General features: G+C 67.4%; 12 protein-coding genes. 7 read left to right on the forward strand and 5 right to left on the reverse strand.

All coding sequences use genetic code 11. The features are described 5' to 3' along the window. Positions 1-137: 137 nt before the first annotated feature. The 3 genes from AC1D1S_RS04895 to AC1D1S_RS04905 all read right to left on the reverse strand — a co-directional run bounded on the left by AC1D1S_RS04895 (position 138) and on the right by AC1D1S_RS04905 (position 1,628). Positions 138-347 (reverse strand): hypothetical protein, encoded by a 210-nt coding sequence (locus tag AC1D1S_RS04895; RefSeq protein WP_243181699.1) that lies wholly within the window; start codon positions 345-347, stop codon positions 138-140. 95 nt (positions 348-442) lie between these two features. Next, entirely contained in the window at positions 443-856 is a 414-nt protein-coding gene (locus tag AC1D1S_RS04900; protein ID WP_028276112.1) for a VOC family protein, read from the reverse strand. A 205-nt stretch (positions 857-1,061) separates the two neighbouring features. After that, positions 1,062-1,628: a type 1 glutamine amidotransferase domain-containing protein gene (locus AC1D1S_RS04905; RefSeq protein WP_243181698.1), complete on the reverse strand. Its 567-nt coding sequence runs from the start codon at positions 1,626-1,628 to the stop codon at positions 1,062-1,064. Between the two features lie 174 nt (positions 1,629-1,802). Here AC1D1S_RS04905 and AC1D1S_RS04910 point away from each other — a divergent pair, with 174 nt between their 5' ends. The 6 genes from AC1D1S_RS04910 to AC1D1S_RS04935 all read left to right on the forward strand — a co-directional run bounded on the left by AC1D1S_RS04910 (position 1,803) and on the right by AC1D1S_RS04935 (position 9,643). Beyond that, complete coding sequence (locus tag AC1D1S_RS04910; RefSeq protein ID WP_476993862.1) at positions 1,803-3,671, forward strand: Na+/H+ antiporter; 1,869 nt, start codon at positions 1,803-1,805, stop codon at positions 3,669-3,671. A gap of 149 nt (positions 3,672-3,820) precedes the next feature. After that, entirely contained in the window at positions 3,821-4,066 is a 246-nt protein-coding gene (locus AC1D1S_RS04915) for a DUF2630 family protein (protein WP_243181696.1), read from the forward strand. 44 nt (positions 4,067-4,110) lie between these two features. Then, positions 4,111-5,118, forward strand: coding sequence for a CapA family protein (locus AC1D1S_RS04920; RefSeq protein WP_476993863.1), 1,008 nt, complete (start codon positions 4,111-4,113; stop codon positions 5,116-5,118). Positions 5,119-5,223: 105 nt separating this feature from the next. Further along, on the forward strand, positions 5,224-6,471 hold the full coding sequence (locus AC1D1S_RS04925) for a multicopper oxidase domain-containing protein (RefSeq protein WP_476993864.1): 1,248 nt from the start codon (positions 5,224-5,226) through the stop codon (positions 6,469-6,471). Between the two features lie 239 nt (positions 6,472-6,710). Then, positions 6,711-8,078 carry an ammonium transporter gene (locus AC1D1S_RS04930; protein ID WP_476993865.1) on the forward strand — a complete coding sequence of 456 codons (1,368 nt, stop codon included), beginning with the start codon at positions 6,711-6,713 and terminating at the stop codon, positions 8,076-8,078. 284 nt (positions 8,079-8,362) lie between these two features. Continuing rightward, entirely contained in the window at positions 8,363-9,643 is a 1,281-nt protein-coding gene (locus AC1D1S_RS04935) for a S8 family peptidase (RefSeq protein ID WP_476942843.1), read from the forward strand. A gap of 117 nt (positions 9,644-9,760) precedes the next feature. Here AC1D1S_RS04935 and AC1D1S_RS04940 read toward each other — a convergent pair whose 3' ends face one another. Together AC1D1S_RS04940 and AC1D1S_RS04945 are read right to left on the reverse strand one after the other, a co-directional pair. Then, positions 9,761-10,441 carry a response regulator gene (locus tag AC1D1S_RS04940; RefSeq protein WP_243181691.1) on the reverse strand — a complete coding sequence of 227 codons (681 nt, stop codon included), beginning with the start codon at positions 10,439-10,441 and terminating at the stop codon, positions 9,761-9,763. Then, positions 10,434-11,774 carry a sensor histidine kinase gene (locus AC1D1S_RS04945; RefSeq protein ID WP_476993866.1) on the reverse strand — a complete coding sequence of 447 codons (1,341 nt, stop codon included), beginning with the start codon at positions 11,772-11,774 and terminating at the stop codon, positions 10,434-10,436. The genes AC1D1S_RS04940 and AC1D1S_RS04945 overlap by 8 nt, the downstream gene beginning before the upstream one ends. 122 nt (positions 11,775-11,896) lie before the next feature. On the opposite strand from AC1D1S_RS04945, the gene AC1D1S_RS04950 reads away from it, so the two are divergent. Next, a partial coding sequence (locus AC1D1S_RS04950) for an LssY C-terminal domain-containing protein (protein WP_476993867.1) occupies positions 11,897-12,457 on the forward strand: 561 nt, incomplete at its 3' end.

The raw sequence follows: 12,457 nt of genomic DNA on the forward strand, positions 1-12,457 counted from the left end.
AGGAGGGACCGCGTGGCAACTGCCGGGGTCATGAAGGGCTCGTTTCGTCGCCGGGTGGTCAGCCCAGTCTAGTAAGCCTGCTGGCTAGAACCCTGACGCCGTGCGGGGCAGCCGGCCCTTCAGGATGATCCGGCGGATCAGTTGTCCCGCTTGTCCCGCTCCTCGAACTCCTCATCGAGGTCATAGTGCCGGAACTCCGTCTCCGGATTCGGCTCGCCCTCCACCACGTACTCATAGTCCAGTTGGCGCTCGACTTGGCTGTCGAGGACCTGAAGATCCTTGTCCGGCAACTTGCTGAGATCGTCCGGGAAGTCATCTTCCGGGCTGAGGTGCAGCTTCTCGGTCATTGCATGGCTCCCTTGGCCAGGGGATGGACTCGCGCTTGCACTGTCCTGGCTGCATTCAGGATAGCCCTTACTGCCGGCGCGGCCGAGGGCCCGATTTAGGCGGGCTCGGAGCCGACGTTCACCAGCCAGTCCACGCCAAACCTGTCCTTGCACATGCCGAAGACGTCGCCCCAGGGTGCCTTCTCCAGCGGCATGGCGACTGTGCCGCCATCGGCCAGCTTGTCGAAGTAGCCGCGGAGCTCAGCTTCGTTGGATCCGCTCAGGGACACGGAAAAGTTGTTGCCCGCGGTGTAGTCCATGCTGTTGGGCGTGTCCGCGCCCATCAGCACCATGCCGGCGTCCGTCCTGAGCTGGGCATGCATGATTTTCTCCTGCTCCGCCGGGTCTTCGCTGGCGTGGTATTCGGCGAAGGTACTCATGGTCAGTTCCCCGCCGAACACCGACTGGTAGAAGGTCATGGCATCTTTCGCGTTGTCGCGGAAGCCGAGGTAGGGATTGAGCGTAGTCATGTCCGAAACTCCTTGCTGTTGGGGGCGCCGGCCGGGCGGCAACGACGACGGTGCACGGTACAGGGCATATCCTGCCGCAAAACCAACAGCGTGGGTAGGTGTCCGGCCGCGGAACCGGGCAGCCCGGGACTAAGCAGGTGAACGGCCGGCCGAGAGCGTCCGGCGGCGGCCGGTGCCGCCGTCGGACGCTGCGGCGGGATTGCGGCTACGGCGTCTGGCCTGCGTGCTCGCCTTCGGCGATTTCCTCAAGGAGTTTGGCGTTGAAGGCCGGAAGGTCACGCGGGCTGCGGCTGGTCACCAGGCCCTGGTCCACCACGACCTCCTCGTCAGTCCAGATCGCGCCGGCATTCTTCAGGTCCGTCTGCAGCGTGTGGTAGGAGGTCAGGTTCCTGCCGCTGACCACGCCGGCGTCGATGAGCAGCCACGGGCCGTGGCAGATGGCGGCGACGGGCTTGTGCTGCTCGAAGAAGGCACGCGTGAACGCCTGGGCCTCCTTGTCGACTCTGAGGTGATCGGCGTTGACCACGCCGCCGGGGATGACCAGGGCGTGGAAATCGGCGGCGTCGGCCCGCCCCACGGCGAGGTCGACGGCGAACCGCTGCCCCTTTTCGGTGCCGTCATAGCCCTGCAGCTCTCCGCTCTTCGGCGAGACCAGGGTTGGCACGCCGCCGGCTTCCTTGACGGCATCCCACGGGCTGGTCAGCTCCACTTGCTCCACACCGTCCGTCAGCAGGAACGCGACTTTCTTGCCGGAAAGATTGTGCTCTGACATGTGTCCTCCTCGTGCCGGGCGCGGGCCGGGCAAAATTCGTTCAGTGCCGGCGCCAGCGCAGTGTCCCACTTGGTTTGCAGACCTAACTCTAGAAAGCCGCCAAGTCGTAAGCAAGCTGATGATGCATTGCAGGGACCCCGCCGGCACAGGACGGGAAGCTGAGAGAATGGGCCCATGGAAGTCGCTTTCGGGCTGCTGGCCCTCGTCGCCATCGTCTGTGCCTGCAGCGCACTGGGCCAAAGGATCAACATCTCCGTCCCCCTGCTGCTGGTGCTGGCCGGCGTGGTGTGCTCGTTCCTGCCGTTCGTTCCGACCATCGAGCTGAACCCCGAAATCGTTCTGGTCGGGCTGTTGCCGCCGTTGCTCTATGCGGCGGCGCTGCAGACCTCGCTGTTCGATTTCCGTTCCAACCGCCGCTCCATCGGCCTGTTGTCGGTCGGCTACGTCATTTTCGGCACCGTCAGCATCGGGCTGGTGGTCGCCTGGCTGTTTCCCGAGATCCCGCTGGCGGCCGCCATGGCCCTGGGCGCCGTCGTCGCGCCCCCGGACGCCGTGGCTGCGACGGCGATTGCGCGAAAGGTGGGCATGCCCCGCAGGGTTGTCACCATCCTGGAGGGCGAATCGCTGGTCAACGACGCCACGGCGCTGGTCTGCCTGCGTGCTGCCATCGCCGCGATCGCCGGAGCTGTCTCCGCCGCGGAGATTGCCGGCGGCTTCGTCCTGGCGGCCGGCGGGGGCGTGGCGGTGGGCGTTGCCGCGGCCTTCGTGCTCACCGCGCTCCGCAAGCGGATCCGCAACGTGGCCATCAACACTTCCACGTCCCTGATCGCCCCGCTTGTGGCCTACCTCCCGGCGGAAGCGATCCACGCCTCCGGCGTCCTGGCCGTCGTCGTCACCGGCCTGATCATGGGGACCAAGGCGCCGTCCATGCCAAACGGGGCGGCCCGGCTGAGCCAGCGCAGCAATTGGCACACGGTCCAGTTCCTGCTGGAGAACTCCGTTTTCCTCCTGATCGGGCTGCAGGTCCGGACCATCATCGAGGGCGTCCGGGATGACTCGCTGGGGCCGGAACGGATCTGGTTCGGCTGTGCCGCCGTGCTGCTGGCCGTGCTGGTCCTGCGTCCGGTCTGGGTCTTCCCCGCAACATACCTGCCGCGGCTCATTCCCGTGGTCCGGCGCAAGGATCCCGCGCCGCCCTGGCAGTTTGCGGCGATTGTCTCCTGGGCCGGCATGCGCGGCGTGGTGACGCTGGCCGCCGTCCTGGTCCTGCCGGCGGAGCTGGAGCACCGGTCGGTCCTGATCCTGATGGCCCTCGTGGTGGTGGCCGGCACGCTGACCCTGCAGGGTTTCACGCTCCCGGCCCTGGTCCGGCTGCTGCACGTGAAGGGACCGGACCCGCGCGAGGACGCGCTCAACGAGGCGTCGCTGATGCAGATGGCGACGGCGGCGGGCGTGCAGCGGCTCCAGGAACTGCGTTCGGACGCCGATCCCCCCGAAGTCGTGGCGATGCTGAAACGGCGCACCCAGGAGCGCGGGCTGGCCGCATGGGAGCGGCTGGGCCGGCCGGCCGCCGAAGCCGCCACCCCCAGCCAGCGGTACGCCCAACTCCGGCTGGCGATGCTGGACGCCGAGCGCACCAAGGTCCTCGAGCTGCGGCGCGGCGGCGGATACGCGCACGAGGTCCTGGTCAACGTCCTTGACCGCCTCGACGTCGAAGAGTCCATGCTGGACGCCGCACTGGAAGAACCGGACGGCGGCAGCGGCGGCGAGGGAATCGCCCGGCCCCGCGGCGTTTGTCCGCACCTGGAGTCCGCCCCGGATCTCACCGTCCCGTCTGGTCCCTTCTGTGAGGCGTGCGAACGGGAGGGGACGACGACGGTGCATCTGCGGATGTGCCTGCAGTGCGGCAACGTGGCCTGCTGCGATTCATCGCCGGGAACCCACGCGTACAAACACTTCCAGCTCAGCGGCCACCCCGTCATGCGCAGCGCCGAGCCGGGCGAGGACTGGCGCTGGTGCTACCCGGACGAACTCCTTGGCTAGGCCGCAGACGCCGGACAGCGCCGTCCGGCCCCGGGCCCGGGCGCCCCTGTTCACCGCACCCTCCCCTCCGTAGGCTGGAAGGGGACCTGCTGGAAGTGGACCCTGCGAAGAGAAGGCGGGCCGCCGCCGTCGGACGAAAAGAGGACACCGTGGACAACCAAGACATCCTGGAGCGCATCAAGGACCTCGTGGAGGAGGAACACGGCCTCCGCGAAGGCTCAACCCAGTCTGGCGGGACCGGAAGCCCGGACATCCTCCGGCTGCAGCAGGTGGAAGAACAGCTGGATCAGTGCTGGGACCTGCTCCGCCAGCGGCGCGCGAAAAGAGACTATGGCGAGAATCCTGACGAGGCGGAAGTGCGGCCGGTCAGCGAGGTCGAAGGCTACCAAAGCTAGCCCCCGGCCCTGACCTGACAGGCAGGCAGGCGGGCAGGCAGTCCATGCTGATCGCGCTGCTGGGAGACGTCATGCTGGGCCGGCTGGTGAACCGGCACCTGGCAGCGGCCGGGCCTGCCTATCCGTGGGGCGACACGCTGGCGGTCCTGGAGCAGGCCGATGTCCGCGTCGCCAACCTCGAGTGTGTCCTGGCGGCCGGCGGCGAGCCCGAGCCCGGCAAGATCTTCCATTTCCGCTCGGACCCGAAGAATGTGGCCAGCCTCCTCGCAGCCGGGATCGACGTCGTCTCGCTCGCCAACAACCACGTCCTGGATTTCGGCCAGGACGCGTTCGGGGAGATGCTGCCGGCGCTGGACGGCTGCGGCATCCTCCATGCCGGGGCCGGCCCCGACCTGGAGTCCGCCCGCCGCCCGTCCGCGTGGCGCGTGGGCGCCGTCGCCGTCGGATTCATTGCCTTCACGGACAACGAGCCCGGCTGGGAGGCGGGCACCGCGGCTCCCGGGGTCTACTACGTCCCGGTGGAGGATGTTTCCGTTGATGAGGGCGGCCGGCGGGACGGCCGGCGGGACGGACTGCTGGAACTGGTCGCCAGGACCAAGGCCCGCGTCCAGGTCCTCATCGTGTCAGCCCATTGGGGCGGCAACTGGGGCCACGACGTCCCGGCCGGGCACCAGGACCTTGCCCGGGACCTCATCGAGGCCGGGGCCGACGTCGTGTTCGGCCACTCGCCGCACATATTTCGCGGCGTCGGCATCCACCGGAACCGTCCGATCATCTTCAGCGCCGGGGACTTCATTGACGACTACGCTGTGGACCCGGTCGAGCGCAATGACCAGTCGTTCGTGTTCATGCTCGACACCGACGCCGGCGCACCCCGAACGCTTCGGCTGTATCCCACGATCATCGCCGGATTCCAGGCGCGCCTGGCCCGCGAATCGGCACCCGGCATTGCCGCCCGGATGCAGCGGCTGAGCGGTCAGTTGGGCACGCTGGGCTACTGGAACGCCTCCGGCCGCTGCCTTGAGATTCCGCTGGACAGGCCGGCGTTCTAAATCACAGGTTCTGGAATGCAGACCCAAGGTTGGTCAAAGATCCCCCTGTTACCGTTCCGTCAGGCCGTGTCATCCGGCGGGCCGGATTTGAAAGGGGACAGCATCATGGGCGAACACGCCATGACGCCTCAGCAAGCCCGGATGGCACCGTTCTACTGGCCGCGATGGATCGTACTCATCATGGTTGTGGGGATGGTCGCGGTCTTGGCCCCAATTATCATCATCTCCGGATCAGCCACCGCGACGGCGCCGGCCAAGGGGAACTACGTGCCGCAGACGCGCACGTACTTCATCGGCGCGGATGAGGTCGACTGGAACTACGCGCCGACCGGCAGTGACCAGATCACGGGTGAGCCGTTCGACGAAACCGCCGCCGTCTTCACTCAGCAGGGACCGCAACGCATCGGCAGCACCTACATCAAGTCCCTGTACCGGGAGTACACCAATTCCTCATTCAGGACGCTCAAGCCCCGGACCGCTGCCGATCGGCATCTAGGCATGCTGGGGCCGGTCATCCGCGCCGTCGTCGGAGACACGATCAAGGTGGTCTTCAAAAACAACCTGGACCGCCCCGTCTCCGTGCATACCCACGGCGTCTTCTATGACAAGGGCAGCGAAGGTGCCCCGTACAACGACGGGACCAGCCCGGCAGATCACCGGGACGACGCTGTCGCCCCGGGGACCGTTTACACCTATAGCTACAAAGTTCCGGACCGTGCCGGCCCCGGCCCGATGGACGGCAGTTCCGTAATGTGGATGTACCACTCGCACACGGATGAAGTTGGCGATGACTACGCCGGCCTGGTTGGTCCCATGGTCATAACGAAGGCCAGCGCCGCGCGCACGGACGGCACCCCGGAGGATGTGGACCGCGAATTTTTCGTGCAGTTCAAGGTCAGCGACGAGAACGCCAGCCCATACCTGCAACGCAACATCACCAGGTTCGCCGGGGACCCGGCTTCGGTGGACCCGGGCAATGAAGAGTTCGGGGAGAGCAACTTGATGCACTCCGTCAATGGCTACGTCTTCGGCAACCTGCCACTGGACGCCATGACCATGAAAAAGGGCGAACGGGTCCGCTGGTACCTTATGGGCATGGGCACTGAGGTGGACCTGCACACCCCTCACTGGCACGGCAACACCGTGACGGCCCTGGGAATGCGCACCGATGTAGTGAGCTTGCTCCCGGCGACCATGGTGACGGCCGACATGGTCCCTGACGACCCCGGCACGTGGCTGTTCCACTGCCACGTCAACGATCACATCAGCGCCGGAATGCTGGTCCGCTACCGGATAACCAACGCATCGGCCCCCCGCAACGGCAACAGCGTCCACTCCGGCCACACGTCGTAACCGGAAATTCGTCGCGCCGGTGGCCCCCGGCGCGTCCTGCGTCCGGCGGCCACATGCGGTCCTGTTTACATTCCTGAAACATGCCGGTCACGCGAACTTCACGCCGTCGCGATTCCCGTAACGTGCCCGCAACTTTTCACCTCACTGCCGGAAACATGGCTCCGCGAGGATTAAATCCGGATCGGGGGGCCGGCGGCGACGTGTCCCGGTACGGAAGACTGACGAGAAGGGACCCGCCGGTGGAGCTCACTGCTGGAAGCGTCTGGATGATTGTGTCGGCAGCGATGGTTCTGCTGATGACCCCGGCCCTGGGCCTGTTTTACGGCGGGATGACCCGGGCCAAGGCCTCGCTCAACATGATGATGATGAGCTTCGTCTCGGTGGGGATCGTCGGCGTGGTGTGGGTCCTCTGGGGCTACTCGATGAGCACCGGGCAGGGTGTCCTCGGCGTGTTCGGCAACCCGTTCGCGAGCTTCGGCCTGAGCAGCCTGATCGGTTCGCCGGACCTGATCAAGGCCGGCTACAGCGCCACTTTTGCCATCCTCACCGTGGCCCTCATCAGCGGCGCCATCGCGGACCGCGCGAAGTTCACCTCCTGGGCCCTCTTCGTCCCCATCTGGATCACCCTTGTGTACTGTCCCCTGGCCTTCATGGTCTGGGGCGGAGGCCTCATGAGTGCCGGCGGCGCCGTAAGTGCCGTCTTCGGCCAGGTCATCGACTTCGCCGGCGGCACCGTAGTGGAAATCGCGTCCGGAACCGCGGCGCTGGTCCTGGTCCTGATCCTGGGCAACCGGCACGGCTTCGGCAAGGACCCCGGCCACCGCCCCCACAACATCCCCTTCATCATGCTCGGCGCGGGCATCCTGTGGTTCGGCTGGTTCGGTTTCAACGCCGGCGCCGCCACCACCGTGGAGCAGGCCGGCCTGATCTGGGTGAACACCCTGGCCGCCCCTGCCGCAGCCATGATCAGCTGGCTGGTGACGGAGAAGGTCCGCCACGGACACCACACCTCCTTGGGCGCGGCGTCCGGCGCCGTCGCCGGCCTGGTGGCGATCACGCCGTCGTGCGCCAACATCAGCCCGCTCGCCGCGCTGGGCCTTGGGTTCGTGGCCGGTGCGGCCTGCGCCGTGTTCGTGGACCTGAAATTCAAGTTTGGCTTCGATGACTCGCTCGACGTCGTCGGCGTCCACCTCGGCGGCGGCCTGATCGGCACGCTCGCCCTCGGTTTGATTGCGCTCCCGGTGGACGGTGCCGGCGGCGGGCTGTTCTACGGCGGCGGGCTCCACCAGGTCATCGCGCAGGCCGTAGCCGTCCTCATCACGGTGGCCGTTTCCGGCCTCGGGACCGCGGTGATCGGACTTGCCATCCACAAGACGCTGGGTTTCCGGGTCAGCCGCGAGGACGAACTCGCCGGAGTCGACCGGTCCGAGCACGCCGAGACCGCGTATGCCTTTGCCGAACTGGGTTTCAGCCGGTTCAACCCGTTCGGCCGCCACACCGGTGCGGCCCACGCCGCGACATCGGCCCAAGCGGCGACGTCGGCCCACGCGGCCGGCCGGGCACCGGAAAACGCATCCGCACGCGCAAAGGAAGACAGCCTCGTTTGAGCAGGCTGCCGGGGCCGGCTCAAGTTTTTCCAAAGGGCCCGGGTGTAAGACGCGGTCGGAGGCTTAAGATATGGGCGGGGGGCACTCGAATTAGCGAACTCGCTTAATGGGAGGCCACGATGTTCAGCCAAGCCAGCCGCAAGGCATCAAAACCGAAGCTAACATCGGTGGCGCGGACCCCGCGCAGACACCGGCGCAGCTCCCTTCCCAGACCGGACACATTTTGGTTCGGGCGCGGGCTGGCCTCGCTGGCGGCCTTTGCCCTGGCGGCTGGCGGCGGCCTGGTGGCGGCAGCCCCTTCGAACGCCGTCAACCCGGCACAAAACTACATCGTGGTGCTCAAGGACGGGGTCGTGGACGCCGGAGCGGCGGCAGCCGCCCAGCAAAGCGCCTACGGATTCACGGCATCGAAGGTCTACCGCAACGCTGTGAACGGTTACTCTGCCAACCTGACGGCGGCCCAGGCGCAACGCGTCCAGGCCGACCCCAACGTCGACTTCGTCACGGCGGGCCGGACCTTCCAGCAACCGCGGGATCTTGGAACCGCGGCCACCCAGGAGACGCCGTTGTGGCGCAAGCGGATCGCCGGAACCAGCTCAGACGTCCGGAAGGCCCTCGACCGGGGGCCAAGCCGGATCAACGTCAACGTCGCAGTGATCGACAGCGGCATCGATGCGACCCACCCGGACCTGAACGTCAAGGGCGGCGTTGACTGCCAGTCCGGCTCCCCCGTCGATGTGACCCCCGTTGACGTCCTGGGGCACGGAACATTCGTCGCGGGCGTAATCGGCGCCCGGAACAACCGCCTGGGCGTCATCGGGACCGCCCCGGGCACTCCGCTCTGGTCTGTCCGTGTGGTTGACGACGCCGGCCTGATCTCCGAGGAAAGCCTGATCTGCGCGATTGACTGGGTGACCTCGACGCGCAAGGACCATGACGACAGCAACGACATCGCCGTGGCCAACATCAGCATCGCCGGCGGCGCCGCGGACACACCCAACTGCGGCAAGGGCACGGACCCAATGCACTACGCCATCTGCCGCTCGGTCCGGGCCGGTGTCACCTATGCCGTCGCGGCCGGCAACGCCGGTGAGGACTTCGCCAACACCGTGCCGGCCACGTACGACCAAGTACTGACCGCCACCGCGATGGGCGATTTCGACGGAAAGTCCGGCGGGGATGCCGCCCCGATCTGCGGCCCCGACGACTTTTCGAAGTACGGGCAAAAGGATGACCAGCCGGCGTTCTTCTCCAACTTCGCCACCACTAGTGACGACAAGGCCCACACGGTCGCCGGCCCCGGCGTGTGCATGCTCTCCACCTGGCCCGGCGGCTACAACGTAAGCAACGGCACCAGCTTCGCCAGCCCGGCCGTGGCAGGGTCCGTGGCCCTCTGCATCAGCCAGAAGGCCTGCACGGGTTCAGCCGAGCACGTCATGGAGCAGTACCTGGACCTGACAAAGTCGTACTCGAAGCGGCACCACGACTACGGCTTCGGCGGCGATCCCATCCACCCGATCTCGGGGCAGTACTACGGATACCTGACCCAGACGGTGAGCTTCTGACGCTGCGGCGGTGAGGAATCCGGCGGCGCAAGTCGCCGCGCCAGCGGCCCTCGGCGAGTCTCAGCCGAGGGCCCAGCCGGGTTTCAGCCCAGCCGCGTTTCAGCCCAGCAGCGGGTTTCAGCCGAGCAGCCGGCGTTCATAGGCGAAGGCCACCAGCTGGAGCCGGGTCCCGAGGCCCAGCTTGCCCAGCACGCTCCTGAGGTGTGTCTTGACCGTCGCCTCGGATACGAACAGGCTTCCGGCGATCTCACCGTTGGCCAGCCCCTTGGCCGCGAGTAGGAAGACGTCCCGTTCCCGGGCAGACAGCACCTCCAGCGCGGACAGGTCCGGTCCCCCGGCCGGCACGGTCCGGGCGGCATGCTGGAACAAATCCTGCACTGATCCCGGCGCAATCACGGAGTACCCGGAGTACACCGTCCGGATCGCGGCGAGCAGGAACTCCGGTTCGGCGCTCTTGAGCAGGTAGCCGCTGGCCCCGGCGTGCACGGCGTCAACCACCGCCTGGTCCCGGTTGAACGTCGTCAGGGCGATGATCTTCGGCGCGCCGGTGCCTGCGGCCTCCGCCTGCCGCACGATCCGCCGTGTGGCGCCGACGCCGTCAAGGACCGGCATGCGCAGGTCCATGAGCATCACGTCGGGGCACCGTTCGACGGCGAATGCCGCCGCCTGCGCGCCGTCGCCGGCTTCCCAGGCCATCGCCATGTCGGGTTGGCTCTCCACCAGCATCCGGATTCCCGCCCGGAACAGGGCCTGGTCATCGACAATCGCCACGGTAATGGCCGCCCCGGCATCAGCCACGGTCGCCGGCTTCGGCCAGCGGCATTCCCGGGCGCGCTGCAGGGCTTCCCGCGGGAACCAGGTCCGGCTCCGCGCTGGCGGCGGCAGCGTCGGCCTCGGACGTCCTTGTGCCGTAGGGGATAAAGACGGTCACCCGGTACTGCTCGCCATCCGGGCCGGACGTCATCCAGCCTCCTGCGAGGTGGGCGCGTTCCCGCATCCCGGCGAGGCCGCGGCCCACCCGCGTTTCGGCGGCGGGGTCCGGGCTGTCCCTGCCGGTGGTCTCCGGGATCCCGGAGGCCGCGTGCAGGGTCAGCCCCGGGCCGCTCCAGTCCAGGTGCAGCCGCACCGCGGTGCCGCGGCCGCCGTGTTTCAGGGCGTTGGTCAGGCATTCCTGGATGATCCGGAATACGGCGAGCTGCTGCCCGGCGGAGAGCTCGGCGGGCGTGCCGGACTCGCTTTGTTCGATCTCGAGGCTGCCCTGCATGCGCGCCACGAGGGGCCCGACGTCGCTGAGCCGGGGCTGGGGCGTGACCATGCCGTCGTCGTGCACCCCCTCGATGACGCGCTGCGCGTCCACCAGGGCGCTCCGGGCCGACGTCGCGATGTTCTCCAGGGCGTTTAGCACTGACCTCGGCTGGTCCTTGCTCAGGTAGCGGGTGCCATCCGCCTGCGCCGCGATCACGGCGAGTGAGTGGGCCAGGACGTCGTGCAGGTCCCGGCCGATCCGGGTCCGTTCCTGCTCCACGATCAGGTCCACTTCGGCTTCCCTGAGGCTGGTCTGGGCGATGGTCCTGGCCTGGAACAGGCTGCCGCGTTCCTGGTACATCGCCAGCAGAAGTCCGACGGCGGCGCAGGCTGCCGCGATCACCAGCAGCAGCGAAAAGAGTTGCCAGCCGTAGGCTTGAAAGGTCCACCGGTCGCCCATGTACAGCGGAAGGAACCAGCCGACGCCGTTGCCGTAGCGCCAGGACAGCATCAGGAAGGCCATGGCGCCGGCGAACACCACGTTGGCGGCCGCGGCGATGAAGCGTGTCCTTCGCCGGGCCGTCCATTGGATGAAGGCCAGGGACACGAACGCCCCGAGGTAGATGGCCCAGTGGTTGGCGTGCATCGCGGGAATGGCGTACCCCAGTTGGCCCGCGAGCAGCCCTGCCGTGAATCCGAGCGACGCGTAGGGCTTCCAGGCGGCGCAGGCAATCGCTGCCGTCATGAGGATCAGCGGCCACGTCCCCTCCCAGGTGTGGAGGCCCGGGCCCATCCGCCCGGCCTCGGCCACGCACCACAGCGTGAAGAAGAGAACGGCCGCCGCGGGGGCGCCCCAATGCCGCAAAACTTTCAGTAGTGGTTCCATGCTGTCACCCTATCCACGGCGGCTGTCACAGGCAGGTCACATCCGGCCGCGCTCCACCTTGGGGCCAGAAGATTCATCTTTCGAGCCAGCCCTCCGTCGATAGCGGGCGTAGTATGGCGGCCATGACCAAGGCAGCGGTTGAGGTCACAGCTCCCGCCGAAGCGGTGCCGTACTCCGTGCTGGACAGCGTGTTCTTCGTGGTGGGCGGCGTTGCGGCTGTGTGGCTGACCGTGCTGCTGGTGCAGTTGAGCTTCGAATGGGGCTGGGCGCAGGTCTGGTTCCTCTTCATCTTCTGGGCCCTGCTCGCCTATCTGGTGCTTCCCCGTCTGCACCGGATCCTGACCCGGCTCTACGTTCCGGACTACTTCATCGGCCGGGCGCGCACCAGCGACGGGCTGCTGGGTGATCCCGTGAACATAGCCCTGCTGGGATCGGAACCGCAGATCCATGGCGTGATGCGGTCCGCGGGCTGGACAAGGGCCGATGACGTGACCCTGGCCAGCAGCCGGCGGATCGTCTCCTCCACCCTCCTGCGCCGCAGCTATCTCGAGGCCCCGGTCAGTCCGCTGTTCCTGTTCGGCCGCCAGCAGGATTTTGCCTACCAGCAGGAAGTCGACGGCACCCCGGGCAAACGGCACCACGTCCGCTTCTGGCGGTGCCCGCCCGGCTGGCTGCTGCCGGGC

Source organism: Arthrobacter sp. P1_A5 (assembly GCF_056406825.1).

Excerpts from the sequence above, each read along its gene's own strand:
- AC1D1S_RS04920 (WP_476993863.1), top strand. The coding sequence starts at position 4,111 with ATGCTGATCGCGCTGCTGGGAGACGTCATGCTGGGCCGGCTGGTGAAC.
- AC1D1S_RS04900 (WP_028276112.1), bottom strand. The coding sequence starts at position 856 with ATGACTACGCTCAATCCCTACCTCGGCTTCCGCGACAACGCGAAAGAT.
- AC1D1S_RS04925 (WP_476993864.1), top strand. The coding sequence starts at position 5,224 with ATGGGCGAACACGCCATGACGCCTCAGCAAGCCCGGATGGCACCGTTC.
- AC1D1S_RS04895 (WP_243181699.1), bottom strand. The coding sequence starts at position 347 with ATGACCGAGAAGCTGCACCTCAGCCCGGAAGATGACTTCCCGGACGAT.
- AC1D1S_RS04905 (WP_243181698.1), bottom strand. The coding sequence starts at position 1,628 with ATGTCAGAGCACAATCTTTCCGGCAAGAAAGTCGCGTTCCTGCTGACG.
- AC1D1S_RS04910 (WP_476993862.1), top strand. The coding sequence starts at position 1,803 with ATGGAAGTCGCTTTCGGGCTGCTGGCCCTCGTCGCCATCGTCTGTGCC.
- AC1D1S_RS04945 (WP_476993866.1), bottom strand. The coding sequence starts at position 11,774 with ATGGAACCACTACTGAAAGTTTTGCGGCATTGGGGCGCCCCCGCGGCG.